Below are 23,859 nucleotides of genomic sequence, written 5' to 3'. Positions count from 1 at the left end.
GAAATGTAGTGGATCAAAAGCTAAAAGCAATACAAAATACGGCAAAAAATAAAACATGGGTGTCGTTTTTAAATAACAATCATCCCTATAGCCTTTTGCACTGGTCAATAGGTGGAATGGATTCGGTGAAAAAGGACGTTTGGCTTCTTCAAGATGAAGTCACATTTGAAACAGAAGAATTTCCAACGCTCGATTTAGCTGTCAATTGGATCAAAGAGAATATGGACCAAGTAACAGATGTATTATAAAAGCCCTTTTTCGAAAGGGTTTTTTTCGTGCGTTCATCATCTCATCACACCGTATGGCTGTCTAATCCGGAAAATGAGCTTTTGAGAACGGAAAAACCCGTTTTTCAACAAACAATTCGACAAAATGAGCAAGCTGGAAATAAAAAAATAATGGCTGTAAATGCCGAAAAATAGGCATTTGCAGCGTTTATTGCGGGATACCGAAAACTTTGCGAAAAATGACTTTTCATATTTCTTCCATTCGAGGAAATGTGATAGAATACAACATGTATCGTATATGAGAAGGGAGGTGCTAAAGTGAATTGAAGCTCAAGCTGTCATCGCCTCAGGTTGGAATCAAAATAAACGAATGGTATAGGCAGATTTGCGGATTTCATGTGATGAAAGCAGAGAAGCTGAAGGCGGAGATCGAGCAGGAAATCCTGGAGATGGAGCAGGATCAAAACTTATTATTGTTTTACCAGCTGATGGATTTTCGCCACAAGGTGATGCTTGAATATTTTGAACCGGCAAAGAAAGCCTCGAATGATGAAGAGATTAAGAATTTGCTAGAAACGATTGAACATTCACAAACGAAATTAACGGATATGCTTGAATACTATGTTCATTTTTTCACAGGAATGTTTGAATTTGAACAGAGAAACTATTTAAGTGCCATTGCTTATTACCGCTCAGCAGAAAAAAAGCTCAATCTCATATCAGATGATATAGAAAGAGCAGAATTTTACTTTAAATTAGCAGAAATTTACTACCACATGAAACAAACCCACTTTTCGATGCACTATGCCTTGCAAGCGTTAGATACGTATTCTGCCTACAGAACGTACACGCTGAGAATCATCCACTGTGAATTTGTCATTGGTGCAAACTATGATGATTTGAAATGCTATGAACATGCATTGCCCTACTTTAAAAATGCTCTAAAGCGAGCACGCTCAATTGGAAACCCTCGAGTCATAGGTTCGGCCCTTTTCAACTTAGGTAACTGTTATTATCAAATGAACGATCTTGCGGAAGCAAGGCGTTATCTGAAAGACTCTATTGAAGTGTTTGAAAAGGAGAATTTAACCCATCTTAATCGCTCTCTAGACCCACTATTTATGCTGACACAAATCCTGTTTAAACAAAAACAAATAGAAGAGTCATTAACCCTCTATCAACAAGGTATTATGAAGGCCTGTGAATTAGAAGATGAAATTTACATCTGCAAATTTCAATTCTTAAAAGCATTGTACGTTGATGCAGACATAACAATCATAGACGATACATTAGACCTGCTCGAGGACAAGCGCTTATACCCAGATATTGAGGAATTGGCACTTGATGCGGCTCATTATTACAATGAGCTTGGACTGTTTGAAGTATCTACCCGGTTTTACGAAAGGAAAATTCAAGCCATATCAAAAATCCAAAATGGGGGTCATTTATATGAAAACGAGTTTGATAGTTCTTTTATTGGCAGCAACTGCAGGATTATCGGTCATGAGTCAGCAGCAATCGGAAGAGAGCCATATGGAGCTTGCGGGCAGACACCATACAACAGTGGTGACTATCGCATAAGTTAGCTCAAAAAGAGGGGACGAACTGCTGTTCATTCTCCTCTTTTATTTTCATTCAATTCAAATCTTTGAAGAAATGCTTGAATTTCTTGCTCATAAGCTTCCTTATTTTCGCTAAAAGACATTGCATGCGCACCGTGTGGCGCAATAAATAACTGTTTGTCACCCTTTTTTCGAGTATATAACTGCTGACTTTGCTCACAGGGGATATAGTCGTCATGGCGGCTATGAATAAAAAGTACAGGTTCTTTCACCTGATCGATCACATCAAGAGGGGAAACTTGCCGGATGCGGTATCCGTCCCGCCATTTTAACACTTGATCACTTAGTGGAAGAATCCATTTTCCTGAAAGGCGAAAATCTGTTTTTAATCGATAAAGAAGCTGGTCCTCAAAAGAAGCAAAAGGGCAGTCTGCTATGTAAAAATTGGCGTTTGCTTCCGGCTTTGCAGCATATAACAAGGTCGTGACTGCACCCATTGATTCTCCGTGTATCCCAATGATGGCACTTTCTCCGAGTTTTTGTCTGAGCCACTTTACGATCTTTGCTAGATCTTCTTTTTCATAATATCCATAACTTGTGGTTTTCCCGCCGCTCATTCCATGTCTTCTATGATCATAAAGCATCACATTCCATCCGAGCTTTTGGAATAATTTCATATACTTAACGGAGTTAATCAAACTGACTGTAACACCGTGGCAAAGGACGATTGTTCGTGTTGTATGGGGATACGGCACAAAATAGCCATGGAGATCATAACCAAATGCTGAAGGAATACACACTTTCTCTTTTTTAAGCTGTTGAAATTCCTCGTGTTGATAATGGCCTCCATCTGATTCTCGTTTGATGAGCTCTTCATCCGTTAATTTTCGAATATACATCATTTTATTGGTGAAAAAAATACCGATTGCAGCGAGTGGACATAATATGAAGGCAAATATAGCGATCCATTTCTTCATCTAGCCGATTCTTCCTTTCTGGGTTTTTTTCTATGAAGATCATACCACATCTTGGGAGATTGGCGTGCCTCTTGCTCAGAAAATAAAACGGATGATACACTAAGTCAAAAGGAGAGAGGCACAATGAAAAAGACCAAACAAGATCAAGCGAAATTAAAGGATGGCATAAACGATGATGTCAAACAGCAGCTTCTTCAAATGAAGCAGAACCTTGCCGTCGAGACAGAAAAAAGAGAAGAACAAAAACGACAAGACCTCCTTCGGCAGCAGAAAGAAAAAGAAAAAAACAAAAGTTTTTCAGAGCTGCTAGATGAAAGCCATTTAGACTGGAGAAAGTATAAAAGCTAAAAAAGAGGGCGATGATGCTCTCTTTTTTTCTTAAGATAGATCCACAGCAGAAACATAGAAGTGTTTAAAAAGAAAAGCACTTCTTCCCCCTTCACATCGCTTCATTTCAGAATCGTGACAGTATGATATTTACAGTCAAACGAAACGAAATCCCATAACTTATGTTTAAGATAGAAGTAAAAAGGTGAGTATTGAATTATTTAAATTCCTTTTTATTGAAAATATGGTTATTAAGACCCTTTTGATAGAGGATCATTCTCCTTATAATGAAGGTGTATTACAAAATTTGGTAATGGAGATGATTCACATGAAATTGAGAAAAACAATGGCTGGAGTCGCTTTATCTTTAGGATTGCTTTTACCTGTTTCTGGACAAGCTCTTGCAACAAATGATTTAACGAATGCTGATTTGAGTACAAAGGCTACTTCAATTGTAGATTGTTCTGTAACCCCTTTTAAAGGCGCAAGTAATCGACTATGTATGTATTCAGATAATGGTTCTTTTGCAAATAGTTTCAGTCGCTTTGGTACTACATTTTATCTTAAAGGAAAATCTGGAAATTATGCATATTATGAAAGTGCAAGATAAGGACAACGGGGCTTTTAGCCCCTCCTCATTTTTAATAGAGAAACACTAGCATCATACATACGCTAAAATAAAAAGATTGTAGAAAAACATGAGTTCTTCTACAATCTGAGAGATCACATCATGTGATCTTTTTTGTTATTTGAACCGATGCGTTTCATACACAGATGGTTTTGTATAGTAAGTTAATGCTTTGACTTCTTGGTCACTTAATGAACGTGCATTTGCTGCTGCTATATTTTCTTTTAACTGATCCACTGAGCTTGCACCAAATACAACGGAACTGACCGCAGAATGTTTCAGTATATACTGAATGGACAGTTCAGTGAGTGATAGGTCATAAGCGACTTTCTTTAAAGAAGGAATGATCTGCTGAAGCTCTTCAAATGAATATTGAAGATAGCCGTTTTTTTGAATCGCTGCACTTGCTTGAGAAAGTGGCTTTTCAGTTAATAATCCTTTCGTTAAAGGACCTCTTGCGACGACACTAATGCTTTGTTCTTCAAGTAGAGAGAACCATTCTTCTGGGCGGCGGTCGAGTAAACTATATTGCATCATCACGCTTACGATATTGGACTTTTTGGCATATTCTTTAATGACATTTGGACGGATAGATGAAATGCCATAATAGCGAATTACGCCTTCCTCTACCAATTCTTCAAAAGCCTCAATCGTTTCATCAATGGGGTCATCAATCGTGCCTCCGTGCAATTGATATAAATCAATATAATCTGTTTGAAGCCGCTTGAGGCTTTGTTTTACTGCTTCCTTTATGTACGCTTTTGAAGGGTCCCAGTCCCAGCCTGGTTTGCCTTTTTCAAAGCGGTTGCCGCCTTTTGTCGCCAAAATCAAATCCTGCCGTCTGTTTTTAATGGCTTCCCCGACAATTTCCTCATTTGTCCCAAAATCATATAAATCGGCTGTATCCAGATAGTTAATTCCGAGATCAATGGCCTCATCTAATAAAGAGAGCGCTTTTTCTTTTTCAGTCCCAAGAGACATGCATCCTAGTGCCGCCTCGCTCACTAAGAGATCTGAGGTGCCAATTCGTCTTTTTTTCAATTCCATCACACTCCTATCCCTTCACATTAAGTGAAAAAAATCAGGAATTCAAGCTAGGTGATTTCAAATGGCGCATTGAAGCAAGCGTTTCGCTTTTCGCTTCTCTTAAATCATCTATGTTAAAATAAATGAAGTAAAAAGTGAAAGTAGAACGAGGAGCTGACAAAATTGAAGGACTTTGAAGAAAAAACATTATCGTCGAAAGAATTATACAACGGAAAAATCATTGATTTGGTTCTTGAAGATGTAGAATTGCCTAACGGAAAACAAGGCAAACGCGAAATCATTAAACATCCTGGTGCAGTAGCCGTCATTGCACGTACAGCCGAAAATAAAATCATCTTGGTCAAACAATACCGTAAAGCACTAGAGAGAGCCATCGTTGAAATTCCAGCCGGAAAACTAGAAAAAGGGGAAGAGCCGGCACATACAGCATTAAGAGAATTAGAAGAAGAAACAGGATATACAACCCAGCAGCTTCAAAAGCTGACGGCCTTTTATACATCACCTGGTTTTGCAGATGAAATTGTTCACATCTATCTAGCAGACCAGCTAGTTCCGCTTGAAGAAAAAAGAGAGCTGGATGAAGATGAATTTGTCGAAGTAATGGAAGTTTCATTAGAAGAAGCTCTGCACCTCATTGAAAAGCAGCATATTTATGATGCAAAAACAGCCTATGCCATTCAGTACTTACAACTGCAAGAGGTACTTGAGTCAACAAAATGAAGGAATTTTTTGCAGACATCCATATCCATATTGGCAGAACAAGAACAGGCAGAGCTGTCAAAATTACAGGTGCAAGGTCACTGACAATTGATCAAATTCTTATTGAAGCAGCAGAAAGTAAAGGGATGGGGATGATTGGTGTGATTGATGCACAATCTCCAGAAGTCCTAGAAGAATTAATAGAAGGTGTAGAGGAAGGCAGGTACACGGAACTAAATGACGGCGGTTTATCATTTGGACAGACAGTGCTGCTTTTAGGCAGTGAATTAGAAATCAATGATGACCATTCAAAGGGTCCGATTCATGTGCTGGCATTTATGCCCACACTACACAAAATGTCTGAGTTTTCCGCATGGCTTTCGCTTCATATGAAAAATGTGCATTTGAGTTCACAGCGCCTCTATGTTGATGGGAAAACACTTCAGCGCAAGGTTAAGGAGCTGGGAGGATTGTTTATTCCTGCTCATATATTCACGCCTCATAAAAGTCTATACGGCAAAGGGGTCAACACTTCTTTAACTGAAGTATTTGATCCTGACCTTATTGATGCTGTTGAGCTTGGTCTTAGCTGTGATACGTCAATGGCGTCCCAGCTGAGTGAGCTGAACCGGTATCCTTTTTTAACGAATTCAGATGCTCATTCTTTAGGAAAAATCGCGCGGGAATATACAAAAATCAAAATGGATCATGCCTCTTTTGCCGAATTCAAGCTAGCTCTTGAAGAAAAAGATGGCAGAGCCGTCACAGGAAATTATGGACTTGCTCCGCGGCTTGGGAAGTATTATCATACGACCTGCGAGAAATGCGGGGTTAGACCTCACGCACCAGATCAAGAAGAGTGCCATGTATGCGGACATACACGGATGACAAAAGGAGTAAGTGAACGTTTAAAAGAGCTTGCTGACCAAGAAAGTGAAAAAGGAACGAGACCTCCTTATGTTCATCAGCTCCCGCTTCAGTTTATTCCGGGTGTTGGACCTAAAACGCTGGAGAAGCTTAAAGCCGTGTTTCACACAGAGATGAATATTCTACATCAAGCAACAGAACAAGAACTAAAAGCCGTTCTGCCAGAAAAGACAGCGGGCTACATCATCAAAGCAAGGAAGGGCGAAGTCGGACTGATCGCTGGTGGAGGCGGAGTGTACGGTAAGGTGGATATCAATCATGAGTCACATTAAATGGACATGTCAAACGTTTGAACAATTGTCAAAAGAGGATCTTTACTTGATTCTTATGGAAAGAGTCAACGTGTTTGTTGTAGAACAAACATGCCCTTACCCTGAAATTGATCACCGGGACCAAGATGCGCTTCATCTCATCGCAAAAGAGAACGGCACGATTGTGGCTTATTGCCGAATTTTCCAAAACGGGATCATGTACAAGGAGGCGTCCATCGGCCGCGTGCTTGTGACGCAGGCCGGGCGGAAAAAAGGCTATGGAAAGCTGCTGCTCATCAAGGCTTTGGAAAAGCTTAGTGAACTAGGTGAAACAAGTGTCAAAATACAGGCGCAAGCCTACCTGAAGTCATTTTACGAATCATTTGGTTTCAAGGCTGTCTCAGATGTTTATGATGAAGATGGGATTCCGCATCTTGATATGGTGAAAACAGAAAGATAGACGTTTTTACGTCTATCTTTTTTATGTAACATCGTGTATCATAACGTCAACGAAAGGGGTTTTGCCAAATGGGAAAAAGCAAAGCAAAGAAAAAACGAGAGCATATCCAAAGGCAGCAGAGCCGTAATCCAGAACTGTCGAGAGGAAACATGCCGCATTTTAGCACACACGAAAGGAAGACAAAAACAAAACAGGAAGCCTTGCAGCATATGATGAAGAAACATAAAGGACGAAATGCTTATGATCACTATCAAGAGGATCATAAGCATTTTTATTTTGCTTTTTTGTGACAACTAGATCAAATAAATGGAAAAAATTAAAAAATAGGACAAACGGTCGTTTCTTTTTGTCTAAATATGTAGTTAAATGACAAAAAGAAACGAAAGGGAGAGTGAGTATCGTGAACGTCAAGTCATTTGGAGCAGGGCTTTGTATGGCAAGTGTGCTTGTGACATCCGTCATGTTTGGCGCGTCAGATATTTCTGCAAAGGAGCAAACAAAAAAAGAGTACATGATCGGCTTTTCTTCTTCCGTTCAAGACAAAACACAAAAACAGCTTGTAGAAGAAGCTGGCGGGCATGTGAAAGAATCAATAGAGCAAATAGATATGATGAAAGTGTCGCTGAATGAGACTTCGAAAAAGAAACTGAATGAAGCAAAAGAAGTGACCTTTATCGAGGAAGACCAAAAAGCAAAAACAAGCGCTCAAACGATTCCATACGGCATCAAAAGCATCAAAGCACAAAAGGTACATAAACATGGATACGCTGGACAGAATGTCAAAGTAGCCGTTCTTGACAGCGGCATCGACGGCAAACATGAGGATTTACATGTCACCGGCGGCGTGAGCTTTGTACCGGCAGAGTCTGATCCGTTTGTTGATCCGCATAAACATGGAACGCATGTGGCAGGCACAATTGCAGCATTAGATAATAAGGTAGGTGTCGTGGGTGTTGCACCAAAAGCTTCTATCTATGCTGTCAAGGTGGCAGATGAAAATGGTGACGGCTACTATAGCTGGATCATAAAAGGGATTGAATGGGCCATTGAGAATGACATGGATGTCATCAATATTAGTATGGGGGGAGCAAGTGAATCTGAGGCGCTGAAAGAAGCGGTAGATCGAGCGTATGATAAAGGGATTCTCATTGTGGCTTCTGCAGGGAATGAAGGAAGCTATGGCTCTCTCAATACGATTGACTATCCGGCTAAATACAGTTTCGTGATGGCGGTTGCCTCTGTAGACCAAAAAAAGCAAAGAGCTTTTGATTCATCTGTTGGCGAAGAACTGGAAGTCTCAGCACCAGGCGTTTCAACGCTGAGCACCATTCCTCATAACGAATATGGCTACATGAGCGGAACGTCAATGGCATCACCGCATGTAGCGGGCGCTGCGGCTGTCATTCTATCAAAACATCCGAATCTGACAAACGATGAAGTACGCGAGAGACTGTCAAAAACGGCGACAAAGCTTGGAGAACCTTTTTATTACGGTGCCGGGCTTGTGAACGTACAAAAAGCCGCACGATAAATGAAAAAGAGAAAGCAGTGAGCAGGCTGCTTTCTCTTTTTTCTTTCAATAAAACTGTCATGTTTCGTAATCTCTCTCATAGAATCTAGTAACCTTACTATTTGGGAGGAAGACACATGCGGAAAAAGTCTTGGAAGGAGCATCTTCTTCAGCACGTAAAAGATCATCTCTCGATTTATTTATTTGTCTCTGTACTCTTTTTAATGGGTGTGATCTTCGGGGCGATTATTGTCAATAGCATGACATTCAGCCAGAAAGAGGATTTATTCTATTATTTAAATCAATTTTTTGGTCAACTGACGAATGAGAAAGCAGCTGAATCAAAAGAAATGTTTCTACAAAGCTTCCTGCATCATATGAAATATTTAGGCCTTATGTGGATTCTGGGAATCTCCATCGTTGGTCTGCCGCTTATCTTTCTCATGATCTTTTTAAAAGGAATTGTTGTTGGGTTTACTGTTGGTTTTCTCGTGAATCAAATGGGGCTGAGTGGATTTTTTCTCTCGTTTGTATCGGTGCTTCCGCAAAACATTTTGCTCATTCCAGCCTATTTAGTGATTGGCACTTGTGCGATTGCGTTTTCCATCCGTCTCATTGGACAGCTCTTCATGAAAAAAACCATCAGTCAAGCACCCGTCCAGTGGTTTGGCCGGTATGCATCTGTTCTGCTGATGATTTTAGCGCTTGCTGCACTGTCGTCTTTTTTTGAATCGTACATATCATTCATGCTGATGAAAAAGCTGGCAGGTGTTCTTTTATAATTGTTATTAATTAATAATCAATTTATTTATCAATTTAAAATGATTATAGTTGGCTCTCAGCACATCATTTGATATAATGATCAAGTAATGTGGCGTAGGAGGGAAAGTCAATGGAAAATAGGATTGATCGAATTAAGAAGCAGCTTCATTCTTCCAGCTACAAGCTCACGCCACAGCGTGAAGCCACAGTAAGAGTACTGCTTGAGAATGAAGAAGACCATTTAAGTGCAGAAGATGTATACCTCCTCGTAAAAGAGAAGTCTCCTGAAATTGGTCTTGCTACTGTTTATCGGACGTTAGAATTGCTCACTGAACTGAAAGTTGTTGATAAAATTAACTTTGGAGACGGCGTTTCGCGATATGATCTTCGCAAAGAAGGAGCCGCTCACTTCCATCATCATCTTGTCTGCATGGAATGCGGAACAGTCGATGAGATAGAAGATGATTTATTAGAAGATGTCGAAGAGATTATTGAACGTGACTGGAAATTTAAAATTAAGGATCATAGATTGACATTCCATGGTATTTGCCACCGGTGTCATGATGATGAATCCGGCAAATAATCCGAATTGGAACCTTTTCATTTAAGATGAAGAGGTTTTTTGCATTTTCGCTGTATATTCCTTGTCCCACCTGGCATATGCTGAAGTAATGAGAAGGTGAGAAAGGACTTGAAGTTTATGCGAAAATGGCTCAAAACAACAGGTGAAGTGATCAAAGTATTTATCTTGTTCACTGGTTTTACCGTCCTGTTCTATTATGCTATGATATGGATAAATTCAGAATATGAAAGCTACCATCGTTATGATAAACCAGAGGGTGCAGCAATTAAAGTGATGGAAATGGATCAGCCGAATCAAGACAACTGGCAAGACCGATTGATTTATTTTTATCAAAACGGGGAGTAGAAATCATTGAACGATCAATTATCCGACTTTATTCATTTTATGACAGTAGAGAGAGGACTCTCTGAAAATACCATTGTTTCTTATAAAAGAGATTTACAGAACTACTTGTCTTTTTTAATGACACATGAACAGCTGACGGATATTAGCGATGTCACGCGTCTGCATATCATTCATTATTTAAAGCAGCTAAAAGAGGAAGGGAAATCGAGTAAAACGTCTGTACGGCATCTATCATCGATCCGTTCCTTTCATCAATTTCTGCTTCGGGAAAAAGTGACAACGGATGACCCGTCATGGAACATTGAAACGCAAAAAACAGAGCGGACTTTACCGAAAGTTCTATCATTAGGAGAGGTCGAAAAGCTGCTTGATACACCAAATCAAAACACTCCCTTTGACTACCGAGACAAAGCAATGCTTGAGCTCTTATATGCAACGGGCATTCGCGTCAGTGAAATGCTGGATCTGACCCTTGCGGATGTTCACCTCACAATGGGCTTTATCCGCTGTTTTGGAAAAGGAAGAAAAGAGCGAATTGTGCCAATTGGTGAAGCTGCTGCAAGCGCGATTGAAGAATATATCGAAAAGGGAAGAAGCAAGCTGTTAAAAAAACAGCCGTCCGATGCCCTATTTCTCAATCATCATGGAAAAAAAATGTCGCGTCAAGGCTTCTGGAAGAACTTGAAAAAACGAGCCATCGAAGCAGGGATTCAAAAGGAACTGACGCCTCATACGCTCAGACATTCATTTGCTACACACCTGCTTGAAAACGGTGCGGACTTAAGAGCTGTACAGGAAATGCTCGGACATGCCGATATCTCGACAACACAAATTTATACACATGTGACGAAAACAAGACTGAAAGATGTGTATCACAAATTCCATCCAAGGGCATAAGTAAAGCATGACACAGTGAACGGGTGTCATGCTTTTTTATGTTTACACCGTTTATGGTTGTCAACTGGCTTGTAAACGGTTTATACTTGAGATGTCTGACCTCTCTCTGTTTGAAAGGTCAAAAGACAAGAATATTGAAGGAGGCGCTTTTTAATGCCTGATTATCAGTATAAACGCATTTTCCTCGTCGTAATGGATTCAGTAGGGATTGGGGAAGCACCAGATGCTGCTGATTTTAATGATGTAGGTGCAGATACACTTGGACATATTGCTGAAAAAATGAACGGGCTTCATATGCCGAATATGGCGAAGCTTGGGCTGAGTCATATTAAAGAAATCAAAGGAATTCCAGCGGATGAAAAACCGCTTGCGTATTATGGAAAAATGCAAGAAGCATCAAACGGTAAAGACACAATGACAGGACACTGGGAAATCATGGGTCTTTACATAGACACACCGTTCAAAGTCTTTCCAGAAGGATTCCCAGATGAACTATTAAATGAACTAAAAGAAAAAACAGGCCGAGGTATTATTGGAAATAAACCTGCGTCTGGTACGGAAATTTTAGATGAGCTTGGCGAAGAGCACATGAAAACAGGCGATTTAATTGTTTATACATCTGCGGATTCTGTGCTGCAAATTGCTGCGCACGAAGAAGTTGTGCCATTAGATGAGCTTTACCGTATTTGTGAAATTGCCCGTGAACTCACATTAGATGAAAAATATATGGTTGGCCGGATTATCGCTCGTCCGTTTGTCGGAGAGCCTGGCGCATTTGTTAGAACGCCAAACCGTCATGACTATGCGTTAAAACCATTTGACCGTACAGTCATGAATGAACTGAAAGATGATGGACTCGATGTCATTGCGATCGGAAAAATCTCTGATATTTATGACGGCGAGGGTATCACATCATCTCTTAGAACAAAATCAAACATGGATGGAATGGACAAGCTGGTCGATACACTTAAAACAGACTTTACAGGACTAAGCTTTTTAAACCTTGTTGATTTTGACGCTCTTTACGGACATAGAAGAGATCCAGAGGGTTATGGAAAAGCACTAGAGGAATTTGATGCACGTCTTCCTGAAGTGTTTGACCTGTTGAAAGAGGATGACCTTCTTGTGATCACAGCAGATCATGGTAATGACCCAGTTCATCACGGAACAGATCATACAAGAGAATATGTTCCGCTCATTGCTTACAGCAAAAAGCATCAGGAAGCAAATGAACTGCCAACAGCAAAAACGTTTGCTGATCTTGGGGCAACCGTTGCAGATAATTTCAAGACAACGATGCCAAAATACGGAACAAGCTTTTTATCTAAACTCAAATAGGGGGAGATTTCGTGGGAGCACAGTTTTCAGAAGCGGCGGCATACATTAAACAAGCATCGACATATGTACCAACAGTTGGGCTCATTTTAGGATCAGGACTTGGCATTTTAGCAGATGAGATTGAAAATCCAATCAAAATAAAATATGAAGATATTCCTGGATTCCCTGTTTCAACAGTAGAGGGACATGCAGGACAGCTCGTGATCGGAACGCTGAAAGGCACTGTCGTTTGCGCTATGCAAGGACGTTTTCATTTCTATGAAGGATATGATATGAAGCAAGTGACGTTTCCTGTCCGTGTGATGAAAGAAATTGGCATTGACACATGCATTGTCACAAATGCAGCCGGCGGTGTGAATACGTCATTCCGCCCAGGAGATCTCATGCTGATCACAGATCATATCAATATGATGGGAACCAATCCATTAATTGGCCCAAATGACAGTCAAGGCGTTCGCTTCCCTGATATGTCTGCACCGTACGATAAAGAACTGCTGGCACTTGCAGAAGAAACAGCCCAGCGTTTAGGTATATCTGTACAGCAAGGGGTTTATGCAGGGATGACAGGGCCTTCATATGAAACACCTGCTGAAGTTCGTTTCCTAAGAACACTTGGAGCAGATGCGGTCGGAATGTCGACTGTTCCAGAAGTCATTGTTGCGCGTCATGCAGGAATCAAAGTACTTGGCATTTCATGCATTTCCAATGCGGCATCTGGTATTTTGGATCAGCCGCTGTCTCATGATGAAGTGATCGAAGTAACGGAAAAAGTGAAAGCAAGTTTTCTTGATTTAGTAAAAGACATTGTCAAACAACTTTCATAGCATGTGTCCAGAAGCCTTCTGCTACCCAAGCAGAAGGCTTTTTTTATTTGCAATCATACGATCTCTGAATAAAACAGCCTATATGAGGAAAAAATAGAAAGGATTACGATAATGGAGGTCTGCCACTTGAAACGTCATATATGTGCATTGTTTATTTTAATGATCCTTATCTCAATGGTTTCACCATCAGCGATAGCAAAAGAAAAGATTGAAAAACCAGGAGAAAAACAAACATCAGAATTGGCACACGAAGCCAAATCAGCGATCTTAATAGAACGAGACACGGGAAAGGTGCTTTACAATAAAAACAGCGATGAAAAGCTTGCACCCGCAAGTATGACCAAAATCATGACGATGCTTCTCATCATGGAAGCCATTGATCAGGGTAAACTAAAAATGACAGACAAGGTCAGAACGAGCGACTATGCAGCGTCCATGGGAGGCTCACAAATCTTCCTTGAACCAGGAGAAGAAATGACCGTGAAAGAAATGCTGAAAGGCATTGCGATTGCGTCAGGAAATGATGCTTCAGTTGCCATGGCAGAGCATATTGCAGGATCTGAAGAACAGTTCGTTGAGCAGATGAACAAAAGGGCGAAAGAGCTTGGCCTCACCTCAACGGTCTTTCAAAACCCAACAGGACTTCCTGAAAAAGACCATTACAGCACAGCTCACGATATGGCAAAAATGGCAAAAGAGCTGTTGAAATATGAACAAATCACCAAATTCACAGGTGTCTACGAAGACTATTTACGGCAAAACACAGATAAAAAATTCTGGCTTGTCAACACAAACCGTCTGATTAAATTTTATCCAGGGGTCGATGGGGTAAAAACCGGTTTTACAGGTGAAGCGAAATACTGTTTAACTGCATCTGCTAAAAAAGGCAACATGCGCGTCATTGCGGTTGTCTTTGGCGCAAGCACTCCGAAAGACAGAAATGCTCAGGTAGTCAAAATGTTAGATTACGCATTTAGTCAATATACGACTCATCCGCTTTACAAAAGAGGGCAAGATGTGGCGGAGGTCAAAGTGAGCAAAGGGAAAAAGAAAAACATTCAGCTCGTTACTTCTGAACCGATATCCCTTTTAACGAAAAAAGGCGAAAATGTGGATCAGATCAAAAAAGAAATCAAATTGTCTCATGATGTCAAAGCTCCATTTTCAAAAGGAACGGAACTTGGTACGATCGTCTTGAAAAAAGACGGAAAAGTGCTGCATGAAAGCCCTGTAGAAGCAAAAGAAGGAATGGAAAAGGCAGGCGTTTGGACTTTCTTCAAACGAGCAATGGCTGATTTTGTGAAATGGAAATAAAAGGCGAAAGGCTGCTGTAATTGGCAGTCTTTTTGCTATGAGAAAAGAAAAGAACATCTAAATGTGACGAATGGTCACTAGTTTTGTCATGGTGAAGGATTTACTTCATATAAAAGAGAAACATTCTTTATCCGAAATTAGAGCAAGGAGGAATAAAAAAATGAGCCTTGGTATTGATTTTCAAGTAAAAGAGAGCGTACTTTGCATTCGGTTAACAGGAGAGCTCGATCATCACTCCGCAGAAACATTGAGACAAAAGGTGACGAATTATTTGGAAACAGAGGACATTCGCCACATTGTGCTGAATCTGGCTGATTTATCGTTTATGGACAGCTCTGGACTCGGAGTGATTTTAGGAAGATATAAAGAAATTAAGCAGCTTGGCGGGGAAATGGTCGTCTGTGCCATCTCGCCAGCGGTGAACCGGTTATTTGATATGTCTGGTTTGTTTAAAATCATTCGGATGGAGCCTTCTGAGCAAACGGCTTTGCAAACATTGGGGGTGGCATCATGAGAAATGAAATGAACCTGACTTTTTCGGCATTAAGCCAGAATGAATCGTTTGCAAGGGTGACAGTCGCGGCGTTTATCGCTCAGCTTGACCCGACTTTAGATGAATTAACAGAAATCAAGACCGTTGTATCTGAGGCAGTGACAAACTCCATCATCCATGGCTATGATGGGAATCCAGATGGAAAGGTGCATATCCATGTCACGCTAGATGACCATGTCGTTTATCTTACCATTCGTGACGAAGGTATGGGTATTACAGATCTTGAGGAAGCAAGACAGCCGCTTTTTACAACAAAACCAGACTTAGAGCGCTCTGGAATGGGCTTTACCATCATGGAGAATTTTATGGATGATGTCATGGTGGACTCATCACCAGAAATGGGCACGACCATCCGTTTAACAAAGCATCTATCAAAAAGCAAAGCGCTTTGTAATTAAAGGAGCTGCTCATATGGATGTGGAGGTAAAAAAGCAAGCTAAAAAAGCCCAGCTGTCAAATGATGAAGTCAAAGAGCTCATCAAAAAAAGCCAAGACGGTGATCAGCAAGCAAGAGACCTCCTCGTAGAAAAAAACATGCGTCTTGTTTGGTCCGTTGTTCAGCGCTTTTTAAATAGGGGATATGAACCAGATGATCTGTTTCAGATTGGCTGTATTGGACTGCTGAAATCTGTTGATAAATTTGATTTGTCATATGATGTAAAGTTTTCAACGTACGCCGTTCCCATGATCATTGGTGAGATTCAGCGATTCATTCGGGATGATGGAACGGTCAAAGTCAGCCGGTCACTAAAGGAACTCGGAAATAAAATTCGGCGGGCAAGGGATGAATTGTCTAAGTCTCATGGAAGAATGCCGACCGTTCAGGAAATTGCTGAATATCTTGATATCACACCAGAGGATGTCGTCCTCGCCCAAGAAGCGGTGCGCTCCCCATCATCCATTCATGAAACGGTGTATGAAAATGATGGGGATCCGATTACATTGCTTGATCAAATTGCTGATCATTCTGAGGAAAGATGGTTTGACAAAATCGCACTGAAAGAAGCGATCAAGGAATTAGAAGAACGGGAAAAACTCATTGTGTATTTAAGGTATTATAAAGATCAGACACAATCTGAGGTTGCAGAAAGACTTGGCATTTCACAAGTACAAGTCTCACGGCTTGAAAAGAAAATTTTAAAACAAATCCAAATGCAAATGGATCAAAAAGACAGCTAGCCAATTCGGCTGGCTTTTTTTGTGTGGTAATTACCGGTAAATCAAGTTCTATCAGTATGAGAACCATTTTTCACCACATACTATTTTTAACCCATCGTATAGGAAGTGACTTGGATGGACGGACAAATCTTTATTCGGCTGCGCCATCGAATCAAAACTGGTATTGATCAGCTCATTTATTTAGAGGATATCGCCCAAATCACTGGTGATGAGTTTGCTGTGCAAAAGCTTAGCAAAATGCCGGTGTATCATGTCAGCAAAAAGGATCGTCACATCGCCGTACTTGATATCATGCATGTCGTCAAAACGATCAAAAAAACGTGGCCGGATATCGACATTCAAACCGTCGGCGGCTCTGAAGCTATTGTTGAAATTGATACAGGCAAACGCCAGCTTTCTCCCGTTTTATTTGTGTTTGTATGGCTCTTATTATTTGTCGGAGCGGCCCTTGCCATTATGAATTTCCACGAGGATGTCAGTATGCGGCTCGTTCATATCCGTCTATATGAAATGATCACTGGAAAAACGGTTGAGCATCCGTATTTATTACAAATTCCATATAGCTTTGGACTCGGCTTTGGCATGATTTTGTTTTTCAATCATGTATTTAAAAAGCGTTTAAATGAAGAACCAAGTCCGCTCGAGGTGGAAATGTTTAAATATCAGCTTGATCTCGATCATTACGTCGCACTCAACGAAAATAAAGAAACATTGAAAGATATCCATGATCGGTAAATGGCTGTTTGTCGTACTCGTTGGACTTGGCGGCGGTTTAACGGTCGGAGCAGGATTTGTGGCATTTCTTACAGTGCTTGGCATCATTCCCCGCTTAATGCAATTAACCAAAACGCAGCGCTTCATACAAGGGTACGAGGCGGCTGTCATTAGCGGTGCAGTCGTTGGCGGCTGGGCCACCTTAAGTCAAATACATCTGCATTTAACCAAATGGCTGGCACTGCCGGTCGGTCTTTTATCAGGTATCTTTGTCGGCATGCTTGCAGCTGCACTCACTGAAGTATTAAATGTACTTCCTATATTAACGAAAAGAATTGGAATGGACGGGAAAATTGTTTTGCTGCTCATGGCCATCGTCTTAGGAAAGGTATTTGGTTCACTATTTCATTGGCTTATTTATATTTAAGAAATTGGAGGGAACAACACGTGTCGAGTTTAAAAGAGAACTATCCATCTAAGGTAAAAACGTATCAGCCCAAACCTCCTTATGTCATCAACTGCATCAAGGCGTTTTTAGTTGGCGGCTTAATCTGTCTGATAGGTGAGGGGTTGCAAAATTTCTATATCCATTTTTTTGATTTTAACGAAAAGACAGCAGGGAATCCGACGGTGGCAACCCTCATTTTAATTTCTTCTCTATTAACGGGTATCGGTATTTACGATAGAATCGGCCAGTTTGCTGGAGCCGGATCGGCCGTACCAGTGACAGGTTTTGCTAACAGTATGACAAGTGCTGCCCTTGAGCATAAAAGTGAAGGGCTTGTTTTAGGTGTTGCCACAAATATGTTTAAACTCGCTGGGAACGTCATTGTGTTTGGTGTCGTTTCCGCATATGTCGTAGGGATCATTCGATACGTCTTTGAAAAGATGTTTTCGTAGGAGGAATGAAAGGTGAAACTAACAGGTAAACAATCTTGGGTATTTGAGCACAAGCTTTATGTCAATGCAGAAGGAACTGCTGCAGGACCGAAAGAAAAAGAAGGCCCGATTGGCCATTTAATTGATAAAACGTACGATGAAATGCACTGTGATCAAAAGAATTGGGAAATGGCTGAAAGGAAGCTCATGGATGATGCGATATCAACCGCTTTATCAAAAGCAAATTTGCAAAAAAGCGATATTGACCTGTTGCTGGCTGGAGATTTACTCAATCAGAACGTCACTGCAAACTATGTGGCAAGAGAGCTGAAGATCCCGTTTCTTTGCTTGTTTGGGGCATGCTCGACTTCAATGGAATCGGTTGCCATTGCGTCAGCGCTCATTGATGGCGGTTTTGCAAATAGAGCCATTGCAGCGACAAGCAGCCATAATGCGACGGCAGAACGCCAATTTCGTAATCCGACAGAATACGGCGGACAAAAGCCCGATACAGCAACAAGTACAGTGACAGGAAGCGGAGCCGTTATTATCAGCCAAGAAATCTCTGACATTCAAATTACAAGCGCAACAGTAGGCAGGGTCATGGATCTTGGCATTACAGATCCATTTGATATGGGATCGGCCATGGCACCGGCAGCGGCAGACACCATCAAGCAGCATTTAGAAGACTTAGGAAGAACAGTAGATGATTACGATCTGATTTTAACTGGTGATTTATCAGGCATTGGTTCACCGATCTTAAAGGATCTTCTGAAAGAAGACGGCATTCAGCTTGGGCGAAAGCACGATGATTGCGGTTTAATTATCTATACACCCGACCAAAACGTATTCGCTGGAGGCAGCGGCTGTGCTTGTTCAGCTATTGTGACATTTAGTCATATTTTTCAAGAAATGAAAGCAGGGAATTTGCAAAGAGTACTTGTTGTGGCAACCGGGGCGTTACTCAGCCCGATGATGGTTCAGCAAAAAGAGACCATTCCAACCATTGCGCACGGTGTCGTATTTGAGCGTGCAGGAGGAGAGAGCTAATGGATTATCTTATCGCTTTTGTGGCAGGCGGACTTATTTGCGTCATTGGCCAGCTTTTACTAGACGTACTTAAACTCACGCCTGCACATGTCATGACTACTTTTGTTGTAGCGGGTACCATTTTAGATGGATTCGGTATTTATGATAAATTTATTGAATTTGCAGGTGCGGGTGCAACCGTACCAATCGTCAGCTTTGGTCATAGCTTGCTTCATGGGGCAATGCATCAGGCAGATGTACATGGATTCATCGGCATCGGTATCGGTATTTTTGAATTAACCTCTGCTGGAATATCAGCTGCGATTTTATTCTCATTTATTGTCGCACTTATCTTTAAACCGAAAGGATAACCGAATATGGGGCAAAGACGGAAAGTCATTTTAGTGACAGACGGAGATATATATGCTGCCAAAACCATAGAGCTTGCTGCTAAAAACGTCGGCGGACGATGTATTTCCAGTTCAAAAGGAAATCCAAGCAAACGGACAGGACCTGAACTTGTTCAGATGATTTTAAAAACGCCGTATGATCCAGTCTTTGTGATGTTTGATGATTCTGGTCTGACAGGTGAAGGAACAGGGGAGACGGCGATGAAACATGTGGCGCGCCACCCTGAAATCGAAGTTATTGGTGCGATCGCAGTTGCATCCAAGACGCATCAAGCAGAATGGACAAAGGTTCATGTCTCGATTGACCGGGAAGGTGAACTGACAGAATATGGTGTCGACAAACACGGTCTTCCCGAAATGGAGCCCCATAAAATGAGCGGGGATACAGTGTATTGCCTTGACTCCCTCAACCTTCCGTTAGTTGTCGGGATTGGAGATATTGGCAAGATGGGACGAAAAGATGATCTGAGCAAGGGATCTCCAATCACGATGAAAGCAGTGGAATTAATACTAGAAAGGAGTGGTTACCATGAAGAAAGACAAGGTAAACGTGTACCGAGACCCGAAGAAAAATGAAGATTACTTCAAGGAAAATGTCGGGATGGGTCTCAGCTTTGACCTTGGTGTTCGGAAAATTTATATACACGATCAGGAAATCCAGCTTTACTATGTAAACGGATTGTGTGATACACAGTATGTCATCTACTTATTAAAAGAGCTAATCGAAATCAATGACAACGAACCTGAATCAGATGATCTTGCACATGTAGTCGAGAACCGCCTTGTCAATCAGCAGGTGTCCAAGGTAGAAACGCTGGATGAAGCAGTGGATCAAGTACTGTCTGGGCTTGTAGCAGTCGTTGTAGAAGGTGAAAACTACGCCTTTATCATTGATGTTAGAAGCTATCCTGGCAGAATGCCTGAGGAGCCGGATACAGAAAAGGTGGTCCGGGGAGCAAGGGACGGCTTTGTTGAAAACATTATTGTAAACACAGCGCTGATTCGAAGAAGAGTACGGGATGAAAAGCTGCGATACAAAATGCTCAAAGTAGGCGAACGTTCAAAAGCGGATGTCTGTGTTTGCTATATTGAAGATATTGCAGACCCTGACTTAGTAGATATTATAGAAAAAGAAGTATCAGGAATCAAAGTCGATGGGCTGACGATGTCTGATAAAACGATTGAAGAATTTATTATTAAGCAAGGATATAATCCCTTTCCGCTAGTGCGTTACACCGAGCGTCCAGATGTCGCCGCTAACCACATATTAGAAGGGCATGTCATCATCATTACGGATACATCCCCTAGTGTCATCATTACACCAACCACTATTTTTCACCACGTTCAGCATGCAGAAGAATACCGCCAGGCACCTGCCGTTGGTACATTCTTAAGATGGGTACGCTTTTTAGGCATTTTATGTTCTACCTTTCTTTTGCCGATTTGGTTTCTTTTTATCCTCGAACCAAATCTCCTGCCAGACAATTTAAGCTATATTGGATTTAACAAACCTTCTCATATCCCTGTGATTCTCCAAGTATTTCTTGCTGATTTCGGGGTGGAATTTTTAAGGATGGCTGCGATTCATACGCCAACCGCATTGTCGACCGCCATGGGGCTGATCGCGGCTGTTTTAATTGGACAAATCGCCATTGATGTTGGTTTATTTACACCAGAGGTCATCTTATACGTCTCGTTGGCGGCGATCGGTACCTTTACAACGCCAAGCTATGAGCTGAGTGTCGCCAATAAGATTGTAAGGCTCATCATCCTAGCACTAGTAGCGATCTTTAAGCTGAATGGACTCATCATTGGTTTTACGTTGTTAATCATTTATTTAACATCCATTCGTTCATTGCAGACGCCTTATATGTGGCCGTTCATCCCTTTTAATGGAAAGGCTTTGTGGCAAGTGCTAATTCGGACGTCTGTTCCTGGCTCAAAAGTAAGGCCGAGCATCGTTCACCCTCAAAACAGATCAAAAATTCCGCCAAATTCTTAACGCTCATTGAAAGTGGCTAAAGATTGTGATATTGTATTTTTAACTTTGAGACACGGCAAAAGGCAGCTCACGCAGCTGCCTTTTTTCAGCCGAAGCGGAGAAAGAGGGAATGACATTGTATTTACACGGCACTTGCAGACAAAATGAACTCGGTCATTTAGAAATTGGTGGTGTTGATGCCGTTTCTTTAGCTGAAACGTATGGGACACCACTTTATGTATATGATGTGGCTTTAATACGGGAGCGCGCAAAAAGCTTTCAAAAAGCGTTTATAGAAGAAGAATTAACGGCGCAGGTAGCATATGCGAGTAAAGCATTTTCCTCCATCGCCATGTTTCAGCTTGCCAAAGAAGAAGGATTATCTCTTGATGTCGTATCAGGCGGTGAGCTTCACACAGCCATTTGCGCTGGATTCCCAGTAGAAAAAATTCATTTCCATGGCAATAATAAAAGCAGAGAAGAATTAAAAATGGCTTTAGAGCATGGGATCGGCTGTATTGTTGTGGATAATTTCTATGAAATGAAGCTCATTGAACAGCTTGGTCAAGAGCTGTCAAAAAAAGTCAAAGTATTGCTCCGCATCACGCCTGGTGTCGAAGCGCATACGCATGATTACATTACGACAGGTCAAGAGGATTCAAAATTTGGCTTTGATCTTCACAATGGACAAGCAGATGAAGCGGTGAAACAAGTGCTTGGATCAGAAGTCATCGAGCTTTTAGGAGTCCATTGTCATATCGGTTCACAAATTTTTGATACGGCTGGTTTTGTCCTTGCAGCAGATAAAATCTTTTTGAAGCTGGATGAATGGAGAGAATCGTTTGGTTTTATTTCTACAGTATTAAACTTAGGCGGCGGTTTTGGGATTCGTTATACAGAAGAGGATGAACCACTTCCTGCAACAGAATATGTCGAGAAAATTATCCAAGCTGTGAAAGAGAACGTTGCCCGCTATGAGTTTGATATGCCAGAGATTTGGATAGAACCAGGCCGTTCTCTTGTAGGAGATGCAGGGACGACTCTTTATACGATCGGATCATCAAAACATGTACCTGGCATCCGCGATTATGTGGCGATAGATGGCGGAATGAGTGATAACATTCGTCCAGCTTTATATCAAGCGAAATATGAAGCCGCAAGTGCCAACAAAATGAGCCAAACGCATGATCAAACGGTTTCAATTGCCGGTAAATGCTGTGAAAGTGGAGATATGCTCATTTGGGATATCGATCTGCCAGAATTATCACAAGGGGATTTATTAGCTGTCTTTTGTACCGGAGCTTACGGCTATAGTATGTCAAACAACTATAACCGTATCCCGCGCCCAGCTGTTGTGTTTGTAGAAGACGGGGAAGCGCAGCTTGTGGTTGAGCGTGAAACATATGAGGACATTGTCAAACTTGATTTACCGTATCAATCAAAAGTGAAATCATCTACTTAAAAAAGCCGCCTGGTGTTCAGGCAGCTTTTTTTCATGAATTATTTTCCTCCAGTGAATACAGAAACGATCGCGTTCCAAATGGAGACAAAGAAATCCCAAATCTTTTGAAGAAAGTTTTTCCCTTCATCCGATTCTATGAATTTAGTAATCTTGTCTTTTGCTTTATCAATTTGAGATCCTACTTGATTCCAATCGATATTGATGTTTTTCATTTTATCAAATAGCGAGACAAGCTGATCTTTTTGATCCTGCGTCAGATTTAAGTTCAAATCAGAAGCAGCCTGATCCACTTTTTCTTCTACTTCTTTTGTGGTTTTAGGAACACCATTTTTTGCAATGTCATCTTTGATTTTTGCAATAAGGGCAGAAGCGTTGTCTTTTCCGATAGAGTCACCCAATTTAGAAGTTGTCACAAGCTCTTCGTTTGCCACCTGCTTCACATCTTCTGGAATGGCTTTGTCGCTTGACACCTCATACGCTTTTAGTAAGCCCGTCAGTGCGGCTGTACCAGATACTTCAAATGGAGCAGTCACGACAACCTTGGCATCTTTGACACCTGCTGTCATTAAAGCATTTAAATACATCTCATCTGTAATGGTCTTGATGTTGTGTGTATCCACAGTCAGACCAGTACCTGATTTTTCAATGGTGATCGATGAAGATGATAATGCTCTCGTCCCGATAGAAGAACGAGGGATATACTTTCCTAAATATTCGTGCTCTTCTTTATTGGTTACTTCAATTTTTGTCGCATTTTCAGGTGGGTTCAACTCGTCAAGCACCTTCTGGCGATCAGCCGGTGTTAGGTCTTGCCCGAGTGTGACGATGACATCGCCGACAGCTGCATCCGCTAAGCTGACTTTTGGCGCACCAATTAGGAAAAGGAGCGCTGCCATCATACCAAGCATCATTTTTTTAAACATGTTGACCTCCTTCAAGTCGAAAGCGTTCCTCTTTCAAGAGAAACTCATCTT

General features: G+C 41.3%; 30 protein-coding genes. 27 read left to right on the top strand and 3 right to left on the bottom strand.

Going from position 1 to position 23,859, the window contains the following annotated elements:
- Nucleotides 1-8 precede the first annotated feature (8 nt).
- Nucleotides 9-248 (top strand): YqkC family protein, encoded by a 240-nt coding sequence (locus tag NST65_RS10655; protein ID WP_034280334.1) that lies wholly within the window; start codon nucleotides 9-11, stop codon nucleotides 246-248.
- 302 nt (nucleotides 249-550) lie between these two features.
- Complete coding sequence (locus NST65_RS10650) at nucleotides 551-1,813, top strand: tetratricopeptide repeat protein (RefSeq protein WP_046311682.1); 1,263 nt, start codon at nucleotides 551-553, stop codon at nucleotides 1,811-1,813.
- Nucleotides 1,814-1,839: 26 nt separating this feature from the next.
- On the opposite strand, the gene NST65_RS10645 is transcribed toward NST65_RS10650, so the two are convergent.
- Nucleotides 1,840-2,766: an alpha/beta hydrolase gene (locus NST65_RS10645; protein WP_046311680.1), complete on the bottom strand. Its 927-nt coding sequence runs from the start codon at nucleotides 2,764-2,766 to the stop codon at nucleotides 1,840-1,842.
- 123 nt (nucleotides 2,767-2,889) lie between these two features.
- Here NST65_RS10645 and NST65_RS10640 point away from each other — a divergent pair, with 123 nt between their 5' ends.
- Nucleotides 2,890-3,114 carry a YqkE family protein gene (locus NST65_RS10640; protein ID WP_024422881.1) on the top strand — a complete coding sequence of 75 codons (225 nt, stop codon included), beginning with the start codon at nucleotides 2,890-2,892 and terminating at the stop codon, nucleotides 3,112-3,114.
- A gap of 184 nt (nucleotides 3,115-3,298) precedes the next feature.
- The gene (locus tag NST65_RS10635; RefSeq protein ID WP_231293918.1) at nucleotides 3,299-3,703 is read left to right on the top strand and encodes an antimicrobial peptide LCI; all 405 of its coding nucleotides are present in this window, start codon (nucleotides 3,299-3,301) and stop codon (nucleotides 3,701-3,703) included.
- 135 nt (nucleotides 3,704-3,838) lie between these two features.
- Here the strand turns inward: NST65_RS10635 and NST65_RS10630 are convergent, their stop codons facing one another.
- Nucleotides 3,839-4,762: an aldo/keto reductase gene (locus NST65_RS10630; protein ID WP_046312285.1), complete on the bottom strand. Its 924-nt coding sequence runs from the start codon at nucleotides 4,760-4,762 to the stop codon at nucleotides 3,839-3,841.
- 168 nt (nucleotides 4,763-4,930) lie between these two features.
- Here NST65_RS10630 and NST65_RS10625 point away from each other — a divergent pair, with 168 nt between their 5' ends.
- The 23 genes from NST65_RS10625 to lysA all read left to right on the top strand — a co-directional run bounded on the left by NST65_RS10625 (nucleotide 4,931) and on the right by lysA (nucleotide 22,885).
- The gene (locus tag NST65_RS10625; RefSeq protein ID WP_065214662.1) at nucleotides 4,931-5,488 is read left to right on the top strand and encodes an NUDIX hydrolase; all 558 of its coding nucleotides are present in this window, start codon (nucleotides 4,931-4,933) and stop codon (nucleotides 5,486-5,488) included.
- Entirely contained in the window at nucleotides 5,485-6,666 is a 1,182-nt protein-coding gene (locus NST65_RS10620; protein WP_081124554.1) for a TIGR00375 family protein, read from the top strand. The genes NST65_RS10625 and NST65_RS10620 overlap by 4 nt, the downstream gene beginning before the upstream one ends.
- The gene (locus NST65_RS10615; protein WP_034280347.1) at nucleotides 6,653-7,105 is read left to right on the top strand and encodes a GNAT family N-acetyltransferase; all 453 of its coding nucleotides are present in this window, start codon (nucleotides 6,653-6,655) and stop codon (nucleotides 7,103-7,105) included. Before NST65_RS10620 ends, NST65_RS10615 begins: the two co-directional genes overlap by 14 nt.
- Nucleotides 7,106-7,173: 68 nt before the next feature.
- Entirely contained in the window at nucleotides 7,174-7,395 is a 222-nt protein-coding gene (locus NST65_RS10610) for a hypothetical protein (RefSeq protein ID WP_034280349.1), read from the top strand.
- Between the two features lie 110 nt (nucleotides 7,396-7,505).
- A complete protein-coding gene (locus NST65_RS10605; protein ID WP_111926487.1) occupies nucleotides 7,506-8,636 on the top strand; it encodes a S8 family peptidase in 1,131 nt (376 codons plus the stop codon).
- 116 nt (nucleotides 8,637-8,752) lie between these two features.
- Entirely contained in the window at nucleotides 8,753-9,397 is a 645-nt protein-coding gene (gene spoIIM / locus NST65_RS10600; RefSeq protein WP_024422873.1) for a stage II sporulation protein M, read from the top strand.
- A gap of 110 nt (nucleotides 9,398-9,507) precedes the next feature.
- Nucleotides 9,508-9,960, top strand: a complete 453-nt coding sequence (fur, locus tag NST65_RS10595; RefSeq protein ID WP_003215577.1) for a ferric iron uptake transcriptional regulator — start codon at nucleotides 9,508-9,510, stop codon at nucleotides 9,958-9,960.
- 117 nt (nucleotides 9,961-10,077) lie between these two features.
- A complete protein-coding gene (locus NST65_RS10590) occupies nucleotides 10,078-10,305 on the top strand; it encodes a YqzK family protein (protein ID WP_024428058.1) in 228 nt (75 codons plus the stop codon).
- A 6-nt stretch (nucleotides 10,306-10,311) separates the two neighbouring features.
- A complete protein-coding gene (gene xerD / locus NST65_RS10585) occupies nucleotides 10,312-11,202 on the top strand; it encodes a site-specific tyrosine recombinase XerD (protein ID WP_111926489.1) in 891 nt (296 codons plus the stop codon).
- Nucleotides 11,203-11,355: 153 nt separating this feature from the next.
- Nucleotides 11,356-12,540 carry a phosphopentomutase gene (gene deoB / locus NST65_RS10580; RefSeq protein WP_041117869.1) on the top strand — a complete coding sequence of 395 codons (1,185 nt, stop codon included), beginning with the start codon at nucleotides 11,356-11,358 and terminating at the stop codon, nucleotides 12,538-12,540.
- Nucleotides 12,541-12,551: 11 nt separating this feature from the next.
- On the top strand, nucleotides 12,552-13,364 hold the full coding sequence (locus NST65_RS10575) for a purine-nucleoside phosphorylase (protein WP_041117867.1): 813 nt from the start codon (nucleotides 12,552-12,554) through the stop codon (nucleotides 13,362-13,364).
- Between the two features lie 126 nt (nucleotides 13,365-13,490).
- Nucleotides 13,491-14,678, top strand: coding sequence for a D-alanyl-D-alanine carboxypeptidase family protein (locus NST65_RS10570; protein ID WP_034280356.1), 1,188 nt, complete (start codon nucleotides 13,491-13,493; stop codon nucleotides 14,676-14,678).
- A gap of 160 nt (nucleotides 14,679-14,838) precedes the next feature.
- Nucleotides 14,839-15,192: an anti-sigma F factor antagonist gene (spoIIAA, locus tag NST65_RS10565; protein WP_024422866.1), complete on the top strand. Its 354-nt coding sequence runs from the start codon at nucleotides 14,839-14,841 to the stop codon at nucleotides 15,190-15,192.
- Nucleotides 15,189-15,629: an anti-sigma F factor gene (gene spoIIAB / locus NST65_RS10560; RefSeq protein WP_024422865.1), complete on the top strand. Its 441-nt coding sequence runs from the start codon at nucleotides 15,189-15,191 to the stop codon at nucleotides 15,627-15,629. The genes spoIIAA and spoIIAB overlap by 4 nt, the downstream gene beginning before the upstream one ends.
- 13 nt (nucleotides 15,630-15,642) lie before the next feature.
- Nucleotides 15,643-16,410: an RNA polymerase sporulation sigma factor SigF gene (gene sigF / locus NST65_RS10555; protein WP_024422864.1), complete on the top strand. Its 768-nt coding sequence runs from the start codon at nucleotides 15,643-15,645 to the stop codon at nucleotides 16,408-16,410.
- A gap of 114 nt (nucleotides 16,411-16,524) precedes the next feature.
- Nucleotides 16,525-17,145 (top strand): stage V sporulation protein AA, encoded by a 621-nt coding sequence (locus NST65_RS10550; protein ID WP_024422863.1) that lies wholly within the window; start codon nucleotides 16,525-16,527, stop codon nucleotides 17,143-17,145.
- The gene (locus NST65_RS10545) at nucleotides 17,135-17,551 is read left to right on the top strand and encodes a stage V sporulation protein AB (protein ID WP_034280358.1); all 417 of its coding nucleotides are present in this window, start codon (nucleotides 17,135-17,137) and stop codon (nucleotides 17,549-17,551) included. Before NST65_RS10550 ends, NST65_RS10545 begins: the two co-directional genes overlap by 11 nt.
- A gap of 20 nt (nucleotides 17,552-17,571) precedes the next feature.
- On the top strand, nucleotides 17,572-18,024 hold the full coding sequence (gene spoVAC, locus NST65_RS10540) for a stage V sporulation protein AC (RefSeq protein WP_034280360.1): 453 nt from the start codon (nucleotides 17,572-17,574) through the stop codon (nucleotides 18,022-18,024).
- Between the two features lie 12 nt (nucleotides 18,025-18,036).
- Nucleotides 18,037-19,053 (top strand): stage V sporulation protein AD, encoded by a 1,017-nt coding sequence (gene spoVAD / locus NST65_RS10535; RefSeq protein WP_034280361.1) that lies wholly within the window; start codon nucleotides 18,037-18,039, stop codon nucleotides 19,051-19,053.
- Nucleotides 19,053-19,403: a stage V sporulation protein AE gene (gene spoVAE, locus NST65_RS10530; protein ID WP_024422860.1), complete on the top strand. Its 351-nt coding sequence runs from the start codon at nucleotides 19,053-19,055 to the stop codon at nucleotides 19,401-19,403. The genes spoVAD and spoVAE overlap by 1 nt, the downstream gene beginning before the upstream one ends.
- Before the next feature lie 6 nt (nucleotides 19,404-19,409).
- The gene (locus tag NST65_RS10525) at nucleotides 19,410-20,018 is read left to right on the top strand and encodes a stage V sporulation protein AE (RefSeq protein ID WP_046311665.1); all 609 of its coding nucleotides are present in this window, start codon (nucleotides 19,410-19,412) and stop codon (nucleotides 20,016-20,018) included.
- On the top strand, nucleotides 19,963-21,444 hold the full coding sequence (locus NST65_RS10520; protein ID WP_087975842.1) for a spore germination protein: 1,482 nt from the start codon (nucleotides 19,963-19,965) through the stop codon (nucleotides 21,442-21,444). The genes NST65_RS10525 and NST65_RS10520 overlap by 56 nt, the downstream gene beginning before the upstream one ends.
- Nucleotides 21,445-21,559: 115 nt before the next feature.
- Nucleotides 21,560-22,885 carry a diaminopimelate decarboxylase gene (gene lysA, locus NST65_RS10515; RefSeq protein ID WP_034280367.1) on the top strand — a complete coding sequence of 442 codons (1,326 nt, stop codon included), beginning with the start codon at nucleotides 21,560-21,562 and terminating at the stop codon, nucleotides 22,883-22,885.
- 38 nt (nucleotides 22,886-22,923) lie between these two features.
- Here lysA and NST65_RS10510 read toward each other — a convergent pair whose 3' ends face one another.
- Nucleotides 22,924-23,808, bottom strand: coding sequence for a DUF1002 domain-containing protein (locus NST65_RS10510; protein ID WP_081124552.1), 885 nt, complete (start codon nucleotides 23,806-23,808; stop codon nucleotides 22,924-22,926).
- Nucleotides 23,809-23,859: the final 51 nt, after the last annotated feature.

Source organism: Bacillus sp. FSL P4-0248 (assembly GCF_038593305.1).
GTDB classification, from domain to species: Bacteria; Bacillota; Bacilli; order Bacillales; family Bacillaceae; genus Bacillus; species Bacillus safensis.
This window is presented reverse-complemented; position numbering and strand designations above follow the sequence as displayed.

What these genes read in the sequence shown, in the direction of transcription:
- NST65_RS10645 (WP_046311680.1), bottom strand. Translation starts at nt 2,766, where the DNA reads ATGAAGAAATGGATCGCTATATTTGCCTTCATATTATGTCCACTCGCT.
- NST65_RS10640 (WP_024422881.1), top strand. Translation starts at nt 2,890, where the DNA reads ATGAAAAAGACCAAACAAGATCAAGCGAAATTAAAGGATGGCATAAAC.
- NST65_RS10620 (WP_081124554.1), top strand. Translation starts at nt 5,485, where the DNA reads ATGAAGGAATTTTTTGCAGACATCCATATCCATATTGGCAGAACAAGA.
- NST65_RS10615 (WP_034280347.1), top strand. Translation starts at nt 6,653, where the DNA reads ATGAGTCACATTAAATGGACATGTCAAACGTTTGAACAATTGTCAAAA.
- NST65_RS10610 (WP_034280349.1), top strand. Translation starts at nt 7,174, where the DNA reads ATGGGAAAAAGCAAAGCAAAGAAAAAACGAGAGCATATCCAAAGGCAG.
- spoIIM (WP_024422873.1), top strand. Translation starts at nt 8,753, where the DNA reads ATGCGGAAAAAGTCTTGGAAGGAGCATCTTCTTCAGCACGTAAAAGAT.
- fur (WP_003215577.1), top strand. Translation starts at nt 9,508, where the DNA reads ATGGAAAATAGGATTGATCGAATTAAGAAGCAGCTTCATTCTTCCAGC.
- NST65_RS10590 (WP_024428058.1), top strand. Translation starts at nt 10,078, where the DNA reads ATGCGAAAATGGCTCAAAACAACAGGTGAAGTGATCAAAGTATTTATC.
- deoB (WP_041117869.1), top strand. Translation starts at nt 11,356, where the DNA reads ATGCCTGATTATCAGTATAAACGCATTTTCCTCGTCGTAATGGATTCA.
- spoIIAA (WP_024422866.1), top strand. Translation starts at nt 14,839, where the DNA reads ATGAGCCTTGGTATTGATTTTCAAGTAAAAGAGAGCGTACTTTGCATT.
- spoIIAB (WP_024422865.1), top strand. Translation starts at nt 15,189, where the DNA reads ATGAGAAATGAAATGAACCTGACTTTTTCGGCATTAAGCCAGAATGAA.
- sigF (WP_024422864.1), top strand. Translation starts at nt 15,643, where the DNA reads ATGGATGTGGAGGTAAAAAAGCAAGCTAAAAAAGCCCAGCTGTCAAAT.
- NST65_RS10550 (WP_024422863.1), top strand. Translation starts at nt 16,525, where the DNA reads ATGGACGGACAAATCTTTATTCGGCTGCGCCATCGAATCAAAACTGGT.
- NST65_RS10545 (WP_034280358.1), top strand. Translation starts at nt 17,135, where the DNA reads ATGATCGGTAAATGGCTGTTTGTCGTACTCGTTGGACTTGGCGGCGGT.
- spoVAE (WP_024422860.1), top strand. Translation starts at nt 19,053, where the DNA reads ATGGATTATCTTATCGCTTTTGTGGCAGGCGGACTTATTTGCGTCATT.
- NST65_RS10525 (WP_046311665.1), top strand. Translation starts at nt 19,410, where the DNA reads ATGGGGCAAAGACGGAAAGTCATTTTAGTGACAGACGGAGATATATAT.
- NST65_RS10510 (WP_081124552.1), bottom strand. Translation starts at nt 23,808, where the DNA reads ATGTTTAAAAAAATGATGCTTGGTATGATGGCAGCGCTCCTTTTCCTA.